The 17,122-nt window shown below is 61.7% G+C and carries 17 protein-coding genes; 14 read left to right on the forward strand and 3 right to left on the reverse strand.

Features of this window, described 5'->3' with window-relative positions:
- Positions 1–156 precede the first annotated feature (156 nt).
- The 4 genes from KSS96_RS25155 (at position 157) to KSS96_RS25170 (ending at position 3,677) form a co-directional block, all read left to right on the forward strand.
- Complete coding sequence (locus KSS96_RS25155; RefSeq protein WP_017528918.1) at positions 157–954, forward strand: hydroxymethylpyrimidine/phosphomethylpyrimidine kinase; 798 nt, start codon at positions 157–159, stop codon at positions 952–954.
- Between the two features lie 18 nt (positions 955–972).
- Positions 973–1,602 (forward strand): thiamine phosphate synthase, encoded by a 630-nt coding sequence (gene thiE, locus KSS96_RS25160; protein WP_065876739.1) that lies wholly within the window; start codon positions 973–975, stop codon positions 1,600–1,602.
- Positions 1,603–1,613: 11 nt separating this feature from the next.
- On the forward strand, positions 1,614–2,897 hold the full coding sequence (gene hemL / locus KSS96_RS25165; protein WP_017528920.1) for a glutamate-1-semialdehyde 2,1-aminomutase: 1,284 nt from the start codon (positions 1,614–1,616) through the stop codon (positions 2,895–2,897).
- A 225-nt stretch (positions 2,898–3,122) separates the two neighbouring features.
- Positions 3,123–3,677 (forward strand): tetratricopeptide repeat protein, encoded by a 555-nt coding sequence (locus KSS96_RS25170; protein ID WP_017528921.1) that lies wholly within the window; start codon positions 3,123–3,125, stop codon positions 3,675–3,677.
- Between the two features lie 10 nt (positions 3,678–3,687).
- Here KSS96_RS25170 and KSS96_RS25175 read toward each other — a convergent pair whose 3' ends face one another.
- Positions 3,688–4,014 carry a DUF1820 family protein gene (locus KSS96_RS25175; protein ID WP_003236992.1) on the reverse strand — a complete coding sequence of 109 codons (327 nt, stop codon included), beginning with the start codon at positions 4,012–4,014 and terminating at the stop codon, positions 3,688–3,690.
- 131 nt (positions 4,015–4,145) lie between these two features.
- On the opposite strand from KSS96_RS25175, the gene miaB reads away from it, so the two are divergent.
- The 5 genes from miaB to lnt all read left to right on the forward strand — a co-directional run bounded on the left by miaB (position 4,146) and on the right by lnt (position 9,550).
- Entirely contained in the window at positions 4,146–5,474 is a 1,329-nt protein-coding gene (gene miaB / locus KSS96_RS25180; RefSeq protein WP_017528923.1) for a tRNA (N6-isopentenyl adenosine(37)-C2)-methylthiotransferase MiaB, read from the forward strand.
- A gap of 203 nt (positions 5,475–5,677) precedes the next feature.
- A complete protein-coding gene (locus KSS96_RS25185; RefSeq protein ID WP_003176276.1) occupies positions 5,678–6,682 on the forward strand; it encodes a PhoH family protein in 1,005 nt (334 codons plus the stop codon).
- On the forward strand, positions 6,675–7,133 hold the full coding sequence (gene ybeY / locus KSS96_RS25190; protein WP_017528924.1) for an rRNA maturation RNase YbeY: 459 nt from the start codon (positions 6,675–6,677) through the stop codon (positions 7,131–7,133). The genes KSS96_RS25185 and ybeY overlap by 8 nt, the downstream gene beginning before the upstream one ends.
- A gap of 45 nt (positions 7,134–7,178) precedes the next feature.
- On the forward strand, positions 7,179–8,018 hold the full coding sequence (locus tag KSS96_RS25195) for a CorC family transporter (protein ID WP_017528925.1): 840 nt from the start codon (positions 7,179–7,181) through the stop codon (positions 8,016–8,018).
- 8 nt (positions 8,019–8,026) lie between these two features.
- Positions 8,027–9,550 (forward strand): apolipoprotein N-acyltransferase, encoded by a 1,524-nt coding sequence (gene lnt / locus KSS96_RS25200; protein WP_017528926.1) that lies wholly within the window; start codon positions 8,027–8,029, stop codon positions 9,548–9,550.
- Between the two features lie 57 nt (positions 9,551–9,607).
- On the opposite strand, the gene KSS96_RS25205 is transcribed toward lnt, so the two are convergent.
- Both KSS96_RS25205 and KSS96_RS25210 read right to left on the reverse strand, forming a co-directional pair.
- Positions 9,608–10,369, reverse strand: coding sequence for a YdcF family protein (locus KSS96_RS25205; RefSeq protein ID WP_065876737.1), 762 nt, complete (start codon positions 10,367–10,369; stop codon positions 9,608–9,610).
- A gap of 98 nt (positions 10,370–10,467) precedes the next feature.
- Complete coding sequence (locus KSS96_RS25210; RefSeq protein ID WP_017528928.1) at positions 10,468–10,785, reverse strand: hypothetical protein; 318 nt, start codon at positions 10,783–10,785, stop codon at positions 10,468–10,470.
- Positions 10,786–11,046: 261 nt separating this feature from the next.
- Between KSS96_RS25210 and leuS the strand changes: the two genes are divergently transcribed.
- The 5 genes from leuS to KSS96_RS25235 all read left to right on the forward strand — a co-directional run bounded on the left by leuS (position 11,047) and on the right by KSS96_RS25235 (position 17,094).
- On the forward strand, positions 11,047–13,653 hold the full coding sequence (gene leuS / locus KSS96_RS25215) for a leucine--tRNA ligase (RefSeq protein ID WP_217855443.1): 2,607 nt from the start codon (positions 11,047–11,049) through the stop codon (positions 13,651–13,653).
- Positions 13,654–13,741: 88 nt separating this feature from the next.
- Entirely contained in the window at positions 13,742–14,347 is a 606-nt protein-coding gene (locus KSS96_RS25220) for an LPS-assembly lipoprotein LptE (RefSeq protein WP_017528930.1), read from the forward strand.
- A gap of 39 nt (positions 14,348–14,386) precedes the next feature.
- Positions 14,387–15,424: a DNA polymerase III subunit delta gene (holA, locus tag KSS96_RS25225; RefSeq protein ID WP_217855445.1), complete on the forward strand. Its 1,038-nt coding sequence runs from the start codon at positions 14,387–14,389 to the stop codon at positions 15,422–15,424.
- A 118-nt stretch (positions 15,425–15,542) separates the two neighbouring features.
- Positions 15,543–15,707, forward strand: a complete 165-nt coding sequence (gene arfA, locus KSS96_RS25230) for an alternative ribosome rescue factor ArfA (protein WP_003176285.1) — start codon at positions 15,543–15,545, stop codon at positions 15,705–15,707.
- 61 nt (positions 15,708–15,768) lie between these two features.
- Positions 15,769–17,094 carry a lytic murein transglycosylase gene (locus KSS96_RS25235; RefSeq protein WP_017528932.1) on the forward strand — a complete coding sequence of 442 codons (1,326 nt, stop codon included), beginning with the start codon at positions 15,769–15,771 and terminating at the stop codon, positions 17,092–17,094.
- The last annotated feature ends 28 nt before the right edge of the window (positions 17,095–17,122 follow it).

A 17,122-nucleotide genomic window follows, 5' to 3' on the forward strand; every position in this document is an offset into this window, starting at 1 on the left:
ATTGGACACCATTGAAGATTTCCCACAAAGGCTCTAGTACAAGGCTTACAGAGCGCTGTAACGATTAATTGCGCATCCAAAAGCACTATTTCCCGTCAAAAATCCCCCTTCGCCCGACAGCCACGCAAAAAGCGTTTGGTGGTAAGCTCGCGCACCATGAATATCTACAGCTCTCGCCCTGTTGTTCTCTGTCTCTCCGGCCATGATCCCAGTGGTGGCGCCGGCTTGCAGGCAGATATCGAAGCCCTGCTCGCGCAGGGTTGCCACGCGGCTCCGGCCGTCACCGCGCTGACCGTGCAGAACACCGTCAATGTCAGCGATTTCCGCGTGCTCGACCGCGAGTGGGTGCTGGCCCAGGCCAATGCCGTGCTCGGCGACTCCGAAGTGGCGGCGGTCAAGCTGGGCATGCTCGGCTCCACCGCGATGGTCGACACCGTGGTCGAACTGCTGCAGGCGCACCCGCACCTGCCGGTGGTATGCGACCCAGTGCTGCGGGCCGGCGGCGGCGGCAGCCTGGGCAAGGATGAAGTGGGTTACGCCATGCGCGAGCGGCTGCTGCCCTTGTCGCTGATCGCCACGCCCAACCTGCCCGAAGCGCGCATCCTTGCCGAACTGCCGCACGGCACGGCGGACGAATGCGCCGACAAGCTGCTGCCGTTTATCAAGCACCTGTTGATCACCGGTGGCCATGGCGATGAGCATGAAGTGCATAACCGCTTGTACAGCCGCGATGGCACGCGCCAGACCTTTACCTGCCAGCGCCTGCCGGGCAGCTATCACGGTTCGGGCTGCACGTTGGCCAGCGCCCTGGCCGGGCGGATCGCCCAGGGCGAAAGCCTGGCCAGCGCGGTGCAATCGGCGCTCAACTACACTTGGCGCACCCTGCGTGACGCCGAGCAACTCGGGCAGGGCCAATTTGTACCGCGCCGCCTGCCACTGGATTTCTGCTCCTGATACCGAGAGGCCTGCACGATGAAATTACGTGGCCTTTACGCCATTACCGACAGCCAACTGTTGGCCGGCAAATTCCTCGCCTACGTCGAAGCGGCGCTGGAAGGTGGCGTGACCCTGCTGCAATACCGCGACAAAAGCAGCGATGACGCCCGGCGCCTGCGTGAAGCGCAAAAGCTCAAGGAGTTGTGCGCGCGCTATAAAACCCAGCTGATCATCAACGACGACGCCGAATTGGCCGCGCGCCTGGGCGTCGGCGTGCATCTGGGCCAGACCGACGGCCCATTGACGCCAGCCCGTGCGCTGCTCGGGTCCAAGGCGATCATTGGTGCCACCTGTCATAGCCGGATCGAACTAGCCGAGCAGGCCGCACAGGAAGGCGCCAGTTATGTCGCCTTCGGTCGCTTCTTCAATTCCACGACCAAGCCCGGCGCCCCGGCCGCCACCGTTGAAATGCTGGCCGATGCGCGCAAGCGCCTGCACCTGCCGATCTGCGTGATCGGCGGCGTCACCCTGGAGAACGCCGAACCCCTGGTGGCCCACGGCGCCGACCTGCTCGCGGCGGTGCACGGCCTATTCGGTGCCGACACCACCCAGGAAGTGACGCGCCGCGCCCGCGCCTTTAACGACCTTCTTAAATATTCAGTTTAGAGAGCCCGCACATGTCACGTTCCGAAACCCTGTTTGCCAATGCCCAGAAGCACATCCCCGGCGGTGTGAACTCGCCCGTGCGTGCGTTCAAAAGCGTCGGCGGCACGCCGTTGTTCTTCAAACATGCCGAAGGCGCCTACGTCACCGACGAAGACGACAAACGCTATGTGGACTACGTGGGTTCCTGGGGCCCGATGATCCTGGGCCACAGCCACCCGGACGTGCTCGATGCGGTGCGCAAACAGTTGGAACACGGTTTGTCCTATGGCGCGCCGACTGCCATGGAAACCGAAATGGCTGACCTGGTGTGCTCAATCGTGCCGTCGATGGAAATGGTGCGCATGGTCAGCTCCGGCACCGAAGCCACCATGAGCGCGATCCGCCTGGCGCGCGGTTTCACCGGCCGCGACAGCATCATCAAGTTCGAAGGCTGCTACCACGGTCACTCCGACAGCCTGCTGGTCAAAGCCGGCTCCGGCGCGCTGACGCAGGGCGTGCCAAGCTCGGCCGGCGTGCCGGCGGCGTTCGCCAAACACACCCTGACCCTGCCCTTCAACGACATCGGCGCCGTCGAGCAGATGCTCAGCGAAGTGGGCCAGGAGGTGGCGTGCATCATCGTCGAGCCGGTAGCCGGCAACATGAACTGCGTACCGCCGGCGCCGGGCTTCCTCGAAGGCCTGCGCGCGCAGTGCGACAAGCATGGCGTGGTGCTGATTTTCGACGAAGTGATGACCGGTTTTCGTGTTGCCCTCGGCGGCGCCCAGGCGCACTACGGCGTCACGCCGGACCTGAGCACCTTCGGCAAGATCATCGGCGGCGGCATGCCGGTCGGCTGCTTCGGCGGCAAGCGCGACATCATGCAGCACATCGCGCCGCTGGGCCCGGTCTACCAGGCCGGCACCCTGTCCGGTAACCCGTTGGCCATGGCCGCCGGCCTGACCACCCTGCGCCTGATCAGCCGCCCGGGCTTCCATGCCGAGCTGACCGACTACACCACGCGCCTGCTCGACGGCCTGCAACTACGTGCGGATGCAGCCGGTATCCCGTTCGTCACGACCCAGGCCGGCGGTATGTTCGGCCTGTACTTCAGCGGCGCCGACGATATCGTCACGTTCGATGACGTAATGGCCAGCGACGCCGGCCTGTTCAAGCGCTTCTTCCACCTGATGCTGGAAGGCGGTGTGTACCTGGCACCAAGCGCCTTTGAAGCAGGCTTTACGTCAATCGCCCATGGTGATGCCGAGTTGAAACTGACTCTGGATGCCGCTGAACGCGCGTTCGCAGCCCTGAAATAAACAGCCGCGCAGGTTTGACACCGCCCATGCGGTGTCAAATTTGCTACCTTGCTTACAGATATTTCCCTATTTGTCTGAGAATTCACCTGTAATCCGGCAGATAACTTGCCTGACCAGCAGAAAAACGAGTAAAGACTTTGTAAGCAGGGGCCTGCTTATTTCATAATGCGCGCTTATTGGACCCTACGAGGGTCCGCGTGCCCCGTCAGAGGTAAGTCGATTCCCATGAAACGCACCGGCCGCACCCTGGTTCTGGGCTGCCTGTTGCTCCTTCAGCCGCTGCTGGCACATGCACAAGCAGGCGGCAACTCGTTGTTAATCCCAGCGATGGGTCGTTGCACCCTCAATACCCAGCCGGACAGCCAGGCCGAAGCCCTGAGCGCGTGCCAGAAGCAGGCCGACGGTGGGGATGCGCAGGCGCAATACGAGTTGGGCGAGTACTACCACGACAGCAAAAACCCCGCCCGTGACCTTAACAAGGCCTTGAGTTACTTCGAGAAAGCCTCGTTGCAGGGCCACGCCCAGGCACAGTTCCAGCTCGGCACCATGTTCTTCAAAGGTGAAGGCGTACCGGCCAATAACGTTCAGGCGTACATCGTGCTGAAAATGGCCGCGGTCAACGGCGCCGAAGACGCGCTGGACACCGCCGACGAGGTCGCCGAGCACATGCAACGCGATGAACTGGAAGTGGCGACCCAGGTGCTGGGGCAGATTTTCCGCAACTACCTGCAGGAATTGCAGAGCGCCGATGGGCGCTCGCCCTTCTCGCCCCTGCCCTGACCCACCAGCCTTACTTCTCAGGCATCGGCATCGGAAACGGCATGACATTGCTCACGCCCCGCGCCTCGCTGATTTTCGGCGTGCCCAGGCGCTCCACTTCGTCGATGCGCACAATTGAATGCATCGGCACAAAACTGCGCACAACGCCTTCGAACTGAGCCTTGAGCTTTTCTTCGCCCGGGTCGACGACCAACTGGGTGCGCTCGCCAAAGACGAACTCTTCCACCTCCAGGAAGCCCCACAGATCACTTTGATAGATCTGCTTGGCGTACATTTCGAACACCTGGCCCTGGTTGAGGAAAATCACCTTGTAGATTGGAGCTTCACGTTTGGTCATGGTGGGCGAATAACACATCGGGGATATAAAAGAGGGCGCGAACTATAGCATGGCACCCGATGCACAACGCTAGGAACCAATGGGCATGCCCCCTATAATGCGCGGTTCTTTACCACCAGTTGACGATTCCCATGGCCAAGAAGCTTTATATCGAAACCCACGGTTGCCAAATGAACGAGTACGACAGCTCGCGCATGGTTGATCTGCTGGGCGAACACCAGGCCCTGGAAGTCACCGCCCGCGCCGAAGATGCCGACGTGATCCTGCTCAATACCTGCTCGATCCGCGAACGGGCCCAGGACCGTGTGTACTCGCAACTGGGTCGCTGGCGTGAACTGAAACTGGCCAACCCGGACATGGTGATCGCTGTCGGCGGTTGCGTGGCCAGCCAGGAAGGCGCCGCCATCCGCGATCGCGCCCCCTACGTAGATGTGGTGTTCGGCCCGCAAACCCTGCACCGCCTGCCGGAAATGATCGACGCCGCCCGCGTTACCAAGCTGCCGCAGGTTGACGTCTCGTTCCCCGAAATCGAAAAATTCGACCATTTGCCCGAGCCACGCATCGACGGGCCAAGCGCCTATGTGTCGGTCATGGAAGGTTGCAGCAAGTACTGCACGTTCTGCGTGGTGCCCTACACCCGTGGCGAAGAAGTCAGCCGGCCGTTTGACGACGTGCTGTCGGAAATCATCCACCTGGCCGAAAACGGCGTGCGCGAGGTGACCCTGCTCGGCCAGAACGTCAACGGCTATCGTGGCCAGACCCATGACGGGCGCCTGGCCGACCTGGCGGAACTGATCCGCGTGGTGGCGGCGGTGGACGGTATCGAACGCATTCGCTACACCACCTCGCACCCGCTGGAGTTCTCCGACAGCCTGATCCAGGCTCACGCCGAGGTACCGGAACTGGTCAAGCACCTGCACTTGCCGGTGCAATCGGGTTCGGACCGCATTCTGTCGGCGATGAAGCGCAACCACACGGCCTTGGAATACAAATCCAAACTGCGCAAGTTACGCGCAGCGGTGCCGGGCATCTGCATCAGTTCGGACTTTATCGTCGGCTTCCCCGGCGAAACCGAGAAAGACTTCCAGCAAACCATGAAGCTGATCGAAGACGTTGGTTTCGACTTTTCCTACTCGTTCGTCTACAGCCAGCGCCCAGGCACACCGGCGGCCGACCTGCTGGACGAAACACCGGAGGCGCTGAAGAAGGAACGGCTAAATGCGCTGCAACATCGCTTGAACCAGCAGGGCTTCGAGATCAGCCGACAAATGGTCGGTTCGATCCAGCGCATTCTGGTGACCGATTACTCCAAAAAAGACCCCGGTGAATTGCAGGGCCGCACCGAGAACAATCGCATCGTCAATTTCCGCTGCGACAACCCGACCTTGATCGGCCAGTTTGCCGATGTGCATATCGATGCGGCGCAACCGCACTCGTTGCGCGGCTCGCTGGTGCAATAAATGTGATCCAGTGTGGCAGGGGGCTTACTCCCGATAGCGGTGTGTCAGTATCAAATGTACTGACTGCCCCATTGCTATCGGCAGCAAGCCCCCTCCCACATTGGAACCGTGCAGCATTGCGATGACGTAAGTGCTTTCGCACCCGCGCCACTGGCGTTATTCTCTCTTTCACATCAACAGCCAAAGGGCGGCTAAAAGCGACCTTGAACGCACCCATAGTAGAACCCCATCGTTTTCTCCTCGAGCCGTTTGAGGCTCGCCGTTTCGCCAATCTGTGCGGACAGTTCGACGAGCACCTGCGTCTGATCGAACAACGCCTGAGCATCGAGATCCGCAACCGCGGCAATCAGTTCGAGCTTATTGGTGAACCCCAACACACCACGTCCGCAGAGAACCTGCTGCGTCGTCTCTATCGCGAGACCAAAGGCAGTGAACTGTCGCCGGAAACGGTGCACTTGTACCTGCAAGAGTCCGCCGTGGAAGACCTGGCCAACAATCCCGTGGCCGAAGCCAGCGTGGCCCTGCGCACCAAAAAAGGCATGATTCGCCCTCGCGGCTTGAATCAGCAGCGCTACGTCAAGGAAATCCTCGGCAACGACATCAACTTCGGCATCGGCCCGGCCGGTACCGGCAAGACCTACTTGGCCGTGGCCTGCGCGGTCGATGCCCTGGAGCGCGAGCAAGTACGCCGCATCCTGCTGGTGCGCCCAGCGGTTGAAGCCGGTGAAAAGCTCGGCTTCCTGCCCGGCGACCTGGCCCAGAAGATCGACCCGTACCTGCGCCCGCTCTACGACGCGCTCTACGAGATGCTCGGCTTCGAATACGTGGCCAAGCTGATCGAGCGCCAGGTGATCGAGATCGCCCCGCTCGCCTACATGCGCGGCCGTACGCTGAACAACAGCTTCATCATCCTCGACGAAAGCCAGAACACCACCGTCGAGCAGATGAAGATGTTCCTGACCCGCATCGGTTTCGGCTCCACTGCCGTGATCACCGGCGACATCACCCAGGTCGACCTGCCCAAGGGCACCAAGTCGGGCCTGGGCCAGGTGATCGAGGTGCTCAAGGACGTGCCGGGCATCAGCTTTACGCACTTCATGCCCAAGGACGTGGTGCGCCACCCGTTGGTGCAGCGCATCGTCGAGGCCTACGAGCGCTTCGAACACCGTGATGACGGGCTGTCAAAGGACGTTCGCCGCGATGCTTGAGCTAGACCTGCAACTGGCCAGCGACGCGCCCGCCCCCAGCGAAGCGCAGTTTCGCCAATGGTGCGAGCTGGCCCTGCGCCAGCGCAGCGCCGACTCGGAACTGACCATCCGCCTGGTGGACGAGCCAGAAGGCCGCGAACTCAACCACACCTGGCGCCAGAAGGACTACGCGACCAACGTGCTGTCCTTCCCCGCCGACGTACCCGATGAGTTACTGGACATTCCCTTGCTGGGCGATCTGGTGATCTGCGTCGCGGTCGTCGAGCGTGAGGCGAAGGAGCAAAACAAGGAACTTGAAGCCCACTGGGCTCATCTAGTCATTCACGGTTGCTTGCATCTCTTGGGTTACGACCATATAGACGATGAGGAAGCCGAGGAAATGGAAGCACTGGAACGAACGTTGCTTGCAGAACTGGGTCATCCCGACCCGTATGCAGCTGACGAAGCTTGAACATCACCTACTAACTGTAACGATAAAGGATTCAGAGTAATCGCTATGAGCGAAGACCGATCGAGCAACGGGCAGAAGTCGTGGCTGGGTAAACTGACCCAGGCTTTTGCCCACGAGCCGAAAAACCGCCAGGAGCTGCTGGAGCTGCTGCGCGAGGCCCATCAGAACAAGTTGCTGGACAGCGAAGCGCTGGCCATCGTCGAAGGCGCCATCCAGGTGGCTGACCTGCAAGTGCGTGACATCATGGTCCCGCGCTCGCAGATGATCAGCATCAAGGCGACCCAGACTCCACGGGAGTTCCTCCCGGCCGTGATCGACTCGGCGCACTCGCGCTACCCGGTCATTGGTGAAAGCCATGACGACGTCATGGGTGTCCTGCTGGCCAAGGACCTGCTGCCGCTGATCCTCAAGGAGAACGGTGACAGCTTCAACATCAAGGACCTGCTGCGTCCGGCCACGTTCGTCCCCGAATCCAAGCGCCTGAATGTGCTGCTGCGCGAATTTCGCGCCAACCACAATCACATGGCCATTGTGATCGACGAATACGGCGGCGTGGCGGGCCTGGTGACCATCGAAGACGTGCTGGAACAGATCGTCGGCGACATCGAAGACGAACACGACGTCGAAGAAGACAGCTACATCAAGCCGCTGCCCAGCGGTGACTTCCTGATCAAGGCGCTGACGCCGATCGAGAACTTCAACGAGTTCTTCGACAGCGAATTCTCCGACGATGAGTTCGACACCGTTGGCGGCCTGGTGATGAATGCGTTTGGCCATCTGCCCAAGCGTAACGAAACCACCGAGATCGGCGCCTATCGCTTCCGCATCCTGAATGCGGACAGCCGCAGGATCCACTTGATTCGCCTGACACCTATTGCCCGCTAAGGACTGACATGCGCCGTTTGATCGCACCCGGCTGGCCCGGTAACTTGCTGGCCGTGGTGGCCGGCGCCATCACCACCCTGGCGCTGGCGCCGTTCGATCTGTGGCCGTTTGCACTGGTGGCGGCGGGATTGTTCTACGTGGGCTTGCGGGAACTCACCCCGCGTCAGGCGCTTGGCCGTGGCTGGTGTTTCGGTTTCGGCCTGTTTGGCGCCGGCACCAGTTGGATCTACTACAGCATTCACCACTTCGGTGGCGCTTCGGTGCTGCTGGCTGGCTTTTTGATGCTGTTGTTTACCGCCGCCATCGCCTGGTTCTTCGCCCTGCCAGCCTGGTTATGGGCACGCTGGTTACGTCGCAATGAAGCGCCGTTGGCGGATGCGCTGACGTTCGCCGCGTTATGGGTGGGCCAGGAAGCCTTTCGCGGTTGGTTCCTCACCGGTTTCCCGTGGTTGTATTCCGGTTACAGCCAACTCGATGGCCCGCTCACCGGCCTGGCGCCCGTGGGCGGCATGTGGCTGATTTCCTTTGCCCTGGCACTCACGGCCGCCTTGCTGTGCAACCTGCCGCGCCTGCTGGCCGCCAAGCGCAATGCTTTTATCGGTGCGGGCCTGGTGCTGTTGGTTGCGCCGTGGGCTATCGGCTTGGCCCTCAAGCATCACGCCTGGACCAGCCCTTCCGGCGCCCCACTCACCGTGGCGGCCATTCAGGGCAACGTCGAACAAAGCATGAAATGGGACCCGCAGCAGCTCAACGCGCAATTGGCCCTGTACCGCGACATGAGCTTCACGTCCAAGCCCGTCGACCTGCTGGTTTGGCCGGAAACCGCCGTGCCGGTGCTCAAGGAATCGGTAGAGGGCTACCTGGGCATGATGGGCAAGTTCGCCGCCGACCGGCATACCGCGCTGATCACCGGGGTACCCATTCGCCAGGAAGTGCATCATCAGAAGCGCTACTTCAACGGCATCACCGTGGTGGGTGAAGGCGACGGCACCTACTTGAAGCAGAAACTGGTGCCTTTCGGTGAGTACGTACCGCTGCAGGACATGCTGCGCGGGCTGATCGCCTTCTTCGATCTGCCGATGTCGGACTTCGCCCGCGGCCCCGCTGACCAGGCCATGTTGCAGGCCAAGGGCTATCAGATCGCGCCGTTCATTTGCTACGAAGTGGTGTACCCGGAATTCGCCGCCAGCCTCTCGGCCCAGAGCGACCTGCTGCTGACCATCAGCAACGACACCTGGTTCGGCCGCTCGATCGGTCCGTTGCAACATTTGCAAATGGCGCAGATGCGCGCGCTGGAGGCCGGCCGCTGGATGATCCGCGCCACCAATAATGGCGTGACCGGGCTGATCAACCCGTTTGGGCAGATCACGGCGCAGATCCCGCAGTTCGAACGCGGCATCCTGTATGGCGAAGTAGTGCCGATGCACGACCTCACGCCGTACCTGCAATGGCGTTCGTGGCCGTTGATTATTGTGTGCCTGGTGCTGTTTGGCTGGGCGCTGCTGGCGGCCCGGATGGCCAAAACTGTCTGACTCAATGTGGGAGGGGGCAAACCCCCTCCCACATTTTTTGCATTTTAATCAGTAGGGTCAGCGATAGAACAACCGATAACCCACCTGCCCCACCGCCTCGTTGATCAACTGCCCGCTCTGCCACACCGCCTTGAACTCCGGCATCCAGCCGCCCAGCGGCCGGGCGTTGTCCACGCCCAGGAACCCCACAGGCGCCGGCACCACGGTGAGGCCAGCCTTTTCAAAACTCCAAACCGCCCGCGACATGTGCCAGGCCTGAGACACAACCACCACGCGCTTGACGCCCGCCGGCAATAGGATTTCAGCGCTCATCTGCGCGTTTTCCCAGGTGGTGCGGCTGCGCTCTTCCTTCCAGCGCACGCTCACGCCGAAATCGTCCTGCATCGACACCGCCATCAACTGCGCCTCGCTGGGCGGCGTACCGTAATGCAAGCCGCCTGTGGTGAGCACCGGCAACCCGGAGGCCTTGGCCAGTCGCGCGGCATAGCGCTGGCGCTCCAGGCCGACACCGGTAGGCTGGTCGCTGCCCCACGCCGGGTCCCCACGCTCGCGCCCCGACCCCAGCACCACAATGGCGTCGGCACGCTGCGCCAGTGTCGCCCACTGCTCGGGCGCCAATGGCGGCTCGGTCTCCAGGGCACGCGCGCCCCACTCCACCATCACCGGCAAACTGACCAACCACATGCCGCCCAGGCCCAAGGCGAAGCAACAGCCCGCCAACCGTGGGCGACTGCGGCGAAACCACCAGGCAAACGCCAGCAGCAGCAAAAGAATGCCGGGCGGCAGGAGCAGTTGTTTGATGAAGTAACGAATAGGCATCGGGCATCTCCAAAGATGCCCGAAGCCTAAGGTGTAACGGGGTTTAGCGACAATCTTTACAGTGACATACACGCGGGTGCGGCTGCGCGGGGAGTGAATTACTTGTAGCGGGCGGACCGGAGTGTTTCCGGGCCACGGCCGGCCGGCAAGTCCTTGAGCCACACCACCTTGGCAGAGTGCGTGGGCTCTTTGGCTGGCGGGGTTGCCACCCAGGGAGGCGCACTGCGCTTGTTGCGTTCCAGATAAGCCTTGATCAACTCCAGCTCCGCGCGGCTCAACCCGCGCAGTTCCAACTCCACAGGCCGCTCATCACGCAATCGGCCCGCAGTCCTCGCTGCATCCAATGCACGACCCAATCGGTCGATCAATCCTTCGTAGATTTCCGGTTTCGTTGCGGTTCGCTGCGATTCAACCATCCCCTCACCTCATTGAAGAAAGACTTGCTCCCCAATAAACAGCGTAGTCCCCGTGGCTGCGCCTGCCTGGCGCCGCGACAGACGGCCTCGACCGCGCAATCAGGGTTTCCCTCGATAGAGTGGGGTCATGTATGCTACGGCGCTTCCTGTAACTCCACTTCCCGCAAGGTTTGGGCACGGACGCGCCGCTTTTTGGTGTCGATCTACCTGGACAATGCTCCGAAGAGGATTAGGCCACCCCTATTCAGTTCAAAAGTAGCCATGCACGAACAATATCAGCCCCGTGAAATAGAAAATGCCGCCCAAACCTTCTGGGACGAGCAAAAGTCCTTTGAAGTCAGTGAACAGCCGGGCAAGGAGACTTACTACTGCCTATCGATGTTCCCTTACCCCAGCGGCAAGCTACACATGGGGCACGTGCGCAACTACACCATCGGTGACGTGATTTCCCGTTACCAGCGCATGCAAGGCAAGAATGTCCTGCAACCCATGGGTTGGGACGCCTTCGGCATGCCGGCGGAAAACGCCGCGATGAAAAACAACGTAGCTCCCGCCAAGTGGACCTACGAGAACATCGCCTACATGAAGACCCAACTGCGCAGCCTGGGCCTGGCGGTGGACTGGTCCCGCGAAGTGACCACCTGCAAGCCGGACTACTACCGCTGGGAGCAATGGCTGTTCACACGCCTGTTCGAAAAAGGCGTGATCTATCGCAAGAACGGCACCGTGAACTGGGACCCGGTCGACCAGACCGTACTGGCCAACGAACAGGTGATCGACGGTCGCGGCTGGCGTTCCGGCGCGGTGATCGAAAAGCGCCAGATCCCCATGTACTACTTCAAGATCACCGCCTACGCCGATGAGCTCTTGTCGGGCCTCGATGACCTGCCGGGCTGGCCTGAACAGGTCAAGACCATGCAGCGCAACTGGATCGGCAAATCCAAGGGCATGGAAGTACAGTTCCCGTACAACGTCGACTCGATCGGCGAGGCCGGTGCCCTCAAGGTCTTCACCACCCGCCCGGATACCCTGATGGGCGCGACCTACGTCGCCGTGGCCGCCGAACACCCGCTGGCCACCCAAGCCGCACAGAACAACCCTGAGCTTGCCGCGTTCATCGCCGAATGCAAAGGCGGCAGCGTGGCCGAAGCCGACGTCGCCACCCAAGCGAAAAAAGGCCTGCCGACCGGGCTGTTCGTCGAGCACCCATTGACGGCGGAGAAACTGCCGGTATGGGTCGCCAACTACGTGCTGATGCACTACGGCGATGGCGCCGTCATGGCCGTACCGGCCCACGACGAGCGCGACTTCGAATTCGCCACCCAGTACAACCTGCCGATCAAATCGGTAGTGCGTACCAGCTCGGGCAACACCAACCCGGCCCCGTGGCAGGACGCCTACGGCGAGCACGGCACTTTGATCAACTCCGGCGAGTTCGACGGCCTGGACTTCCAAGGTGCCTTCGACGCCATCGAAGTGGCGCTGATCAAGAAAAACCTCGGTGCCTCGCGCACCCAGTTCCGCCTGCGCGACTGGGGTATCAGCCGCCAACGCTACTGGGGCTGCCCGATCCCGATCATCCACTGCGACACCTGCGGCGACGTGCCGGTACCGGAAGACCAACTGCCGGTCGTGCTGCCGGAAGACGTGGTGCCGGACGGCGCCGGTTCGCCACTGGCGCGCATGCCTGAGTTCTACGAGTGCAGTTGCCCGAAATGCGGCGCGCCGGCCAAGCGCGAAACCGACACGATGGACACCTTCGTCGAGTCGTCGTGGTACTACGCGCGCTACGCCTCGCCGCACTACGAGGGCGGCCTGGTCGAGAAATCCGCGGCCGACCATTGGCTGCCGGTGGATCAGTACATCGGCGGTATCGAACACGCCATCCTCCACCTGCTGTACGCGCGCTTCTTCCACAAGCTGATGCGTGACGAAGGCCTGGTGACCTCCAACGAACCGTTCAAGAACCTGCTGACCCAGGGCATGGTGATCGCCGAGACTTACTATCGCCGCGAAGCCAATGGCGCCTACACCTGGTTCAACCCGGCGGATGTCCAACTTGAGCGCGACAGCAAAGCCAAGGTCATCAGCGCCAAGCTGATCGCCGACGGCCTGCCGGTGGAAATCGGCGGCACCGAGAAGATGGCCAAGTCGAAGAACAACGGCGTCGATCCGCAGTCGATGATCGATCAGTTCGGTGCCGACACTTGCCGCCTGTTCATGATGTTCGCCTCGCCGCCCGACATGAGCGCCGAATGGTCCGACTCCGGCGTCGAAGGTTCGCACCGTTTCCTCAAGCGCGTCTGGCGCCTGGCGCACGCCCATGTCAGCCAGGGCCTGCCGGCCAAGCTGGACGTGGCGGCCCTGAACGACGAGCAGAAAGCCATTCGCCGCAGCACTCACCTGGCCATCAAGCAAGCCAGCCAGGACGTGGGCCAGAACCACAAGTTCAACACCGCCATCGCCCAGGTGATGACCCTGATGAACGTGCTGGAAAAAGCCCCGCAGGTCACCGAACAAGACCGCGCACTGGTACAGGAAGGCCTGGAAACAGTCACCCTGCTACTGGCGCCGATCACGCCGCACATCAGTCACGAACTGTGGAACCGCCTGGGCCACAGCGACGCGGTCATCGATGCGCGCTGGCCGGTACAGGATGACAGCGCCCTGGTACAGGACACGCTGCAACTGGTTATCCAGGTCAACGGTAAACTGCGTGGCCATATCGACATGCCGGCCAGCGCCAGCCGCGAAGAAGTCGAAGCGGCCGCACGCTGCAACGAGAACGTGCTGCGCTTCACCGAAGGCCTGACGATCCGCAAAGTGATCGTGGTGCCTGGCAAACTGGTCAATATCGTCGCTAGCTAATCGGATCGGGCGCAGGGCTTGAGCCCTGCGCCGAACAAAGCCTTCAGGGCCTCGATAAGGCCCACATGGTTTCAAGGGGAGCAACAAAATGATCAAACGCAACCTGCTGGTTATGGGCCTGGCCGTACTGCTGAGCGCTTGCGGCTTCCAGCTGCGCGGCACCGGCACTACCGACCTGACGATCAAGGAACTGGACGTCAGCGCCCGCGACGCCTACAGCGAGACTGTCACCCAATTGCGCCAGGTCCTAAAAAGCAGCGGCGTGCACGTCTACACCGGCGCGACCTACAAGCTGTTCCTGGCCAACGAGAAAGAAACCCAGCGTAACCTGAGCTACGCCAGCGCCGGGCGTGCGTCCGATGTCGAAGTGAGCACCGAACTGAACTTCGAGATCCAGGGCCGCGACCATCAGCCATTGATGGGTGACAAGATCCAGATACAAAAAATCGTCAGCCACGACGGTAACAACCTGGTGGGTTCGGATTCCGAAGTCACCCAGGTTCGCAAGGAAATGCGTCGCGAGCTGGTGCAACGCCTGGTCCTGCGCCTGTCGATGCTGACCCCGGAACAACTCGAAACCTTGCAGCAAGCGGCTGACAACAAGGCCAAGGCTGATGCCGACGCGTTGAAGGCCGCCAAAGAGTACGAAGACAACACGCCGAAACAATCGCCTGTTGAAGTCCCTGTCGAGTAAGCCAGACGGGGCGCCACAGGCGCCCCGTTCGCCCTGCCTATGAAACTCGCACCCACCCAACTCGCCAAACACCTGCAAGGTGGCCTTGCGCCCGTCTACATTGTCAGCGGAGATGACCCGCTGCTGTGCCAGGAAGCCGCGGACGCCATCCGCCTTGCCACCCGCCAACAAGGCTTTGATGAACGCCAGGTGTTCAGCGCCGACGCCAGTTTCGACTGGGGCACGCTGCTGCAAGCCGGCGCGAGCATGTCGCTGTTTGCCGAAAAGCGCCTGCTGGAACTGCGCCTGCCTTCGGGCAAGCCCGGTGACAAAGGCGCGGCGGCCTTGATGGAATACTGCGCACGCCCCGCGGACGACACAGTGCTGCTGATCAGCCTGCCCAAGCTCGACGGCAGCGCGCAGAAAACCAAGTGGGGCAAGGCCCTGGTGGAAGGGACACAGACCCAGTTCATCCAGATCTGGCCGGTGGACAGCAATCAGTTACCGCAATGGATTCGCCAGCGCCTGTCGCAATCGGGGCTGTCCGCGACTCAAGACGCGGTCGAGCTGATCGCGGCCCGGGTCGAAGGCAACCTGCTTGCCGCCGCCCAGGAAATCGAAAAGCTCAAGCTGATGGCCGAAGATGGGCAGATTACTGTCGAAACCGTCCAGGGCGCCGTGGCAGACAGTGCGCGTTTTGACGTGTTCGGGTTGGTGGATGCGATCCTTAACGGCGAACCCGCGCATGCCCTGCGCATGCTCGAAGGCCTGCGCGGCGAAGGCGTGGAGCCACCGGTGATTCTCTGGGCCTTGGCGCGCGAGTTACGGGTGCTGGCCAATATTTCCCTGCAATACAGCCAGGGAACGCCGCTCGACAAGTGCTTCAGCCAGGCCAGGCCGCCGGTATGGGACAAGCGCAAACCCTTGATGAGCAAAGCCCTGCAACGGCACTCGGCGCAACGCTGGGCGCAGCTCTTGCTGGAGGCTCAGCGCATTGATGCGCAGATCAAGGGCCAGGCGGCCGGTTCGCCATGGATGAGCCTCAGCCGTTTGTCGCTGCTGATGGCCGGTCAGCGCCTGGCACTGCCTGCCGAGTAACCTCAAGACAACTGCCCCTTCTACATTTTTGATTGTGTTTACCATTCATGGGCTTTACAGCGACCTGACTTAGGCAGATTATTTGCGCCGTTCAAACCACCCCATGAGAGTAATCAGCATGAGCAAAAAGCCATCCAAGCATGGCCCCAACAAGGCCAAATCCATCATCGCCCAGCCACTGTTCCGCAGCCGTCAGGAACGCGCCGGCAAGGGCAAAGGCAGCTACCGCCGCGAAGCCTTCCAGTCTAATAGCTGGGAGGCTTCTTACTTTCTGGCTGCCTGAAGGCAAGCGCCCCTCTGGCATGATAAGGTCTGTACCTGATTTGTAATCCCTGGACCTGTGCATGCCCTCTAGTCTTTCTCGTCGTTGGCACCTTCGCCAACTGATCGCTGCCTCCAGCCTCATTCTGCTTGTCGCCTGCGCCGAAAAACCCACCGCCGCCGACGCCCAACCACTCCCCAAGCTCCAGGCCGCCCCGGTGGTAGCACCCGCTGTCGTAGCCCCGCTGGCCGTGGACAATCTCGATATCCAACCGACCCAGACTTTCGCCGAATGGCAGGCAGGCTTTCGCGTGGATGCGCTGAAAGCCGGGATTACCCCAGCCGTCTTCGATAACGCCTTCGCCAACGTCACCCCGGACATGGCGGTGATTCGTGCCGACCGCAGCCAACCGGAATTTTCCCGCCCTGTGTGGCAATACCTCGACGGCGCCCTGTCACCAGTGCGTGTGCGTAACGGCCAGGCACTGCTGATCAAGTACGCCGACATCCTGCAAAGCATCGAGCAACGTTATGGCGTGGACCGCCAGGCGCTGGTGTCGGTATGGGGCATGGAGAGCAACTTCGGTCAGTTCCAGGGCAATAACTCAGTGATCCGATCGCTGGCGACCCTGGCCTATGAAGGCCGTCGCCCGGCATTTGCCCAGGCGCAACTGCTGGCGGCGCTGCAGATCATCCAGCACGGCGACATCCAGGCCGACCAGATGAAAGGCTCCTGGGCCGGTGCGATGGGCCAGACGCAATTTATCCCGACCACTTACAACACCCACGCCGTGGATTTCGACGGCGACGGCCGCCGCGACATCTGGAACAGCCCAGCCGACGCCCTCGCGTCTACCGCGCACTACCTGCAAAGCTCCGGCTGGCAGAAAGGCCAGCCGTGGGGCTTCGAGGTGCAACAACTGCCAGCGAACTTCGATTACGCACTGGCCGACGGTGGCGTGCGCAAAAGCGTAGCCGAATGGCTGAAACTGGGCATCCAGTTGCCAGCCGGGGCCAGCCTGCCGCCCAACGTCGACCAACTGTCGGCCGCCCTGCTGCTGCCTGCGGGCTACCGTGGCCCGGCGTTCCTGGTATTGGATAACTTCCGGGCAATCCTCAAGTACAACAACTCGTCGTCCTACGCGCTGGCCGTTGGCCTGCTGTCGGAGCGGTTTGGTGGCGGTGGTGTGATTCGCGGCGATTGGCCCAAGGATGAGCTGCCGCTGAGCCGCTCCCAGCGTATCGATTTGCAAACGGCGCTCAGCGCCAACGGCTACGACGCGGGTAACCCGGACGGGATTATCGGCGCCAATACGCGTAAGGCGATTCGTGCGGCGCAGCAGGCACTGGGCTGGCCGGCGGACGGGTATCCAACGGTGAAATTGCTGGAGTCGTTGCAGGGCCGATAGATTGGCTTATGACGCCTACTGCTATCGG

It is taken from the genome of Pseudomonas asgharzadehiana (assembly GCF_019139815.1).
GTDB lineage: Bacteria > Pseudomonadota > Gammaproteobacteria > Pseudomonadales > Pseudomonadaceae > Aquipseudomonas > Aquipseudomonas asgharzadehiana.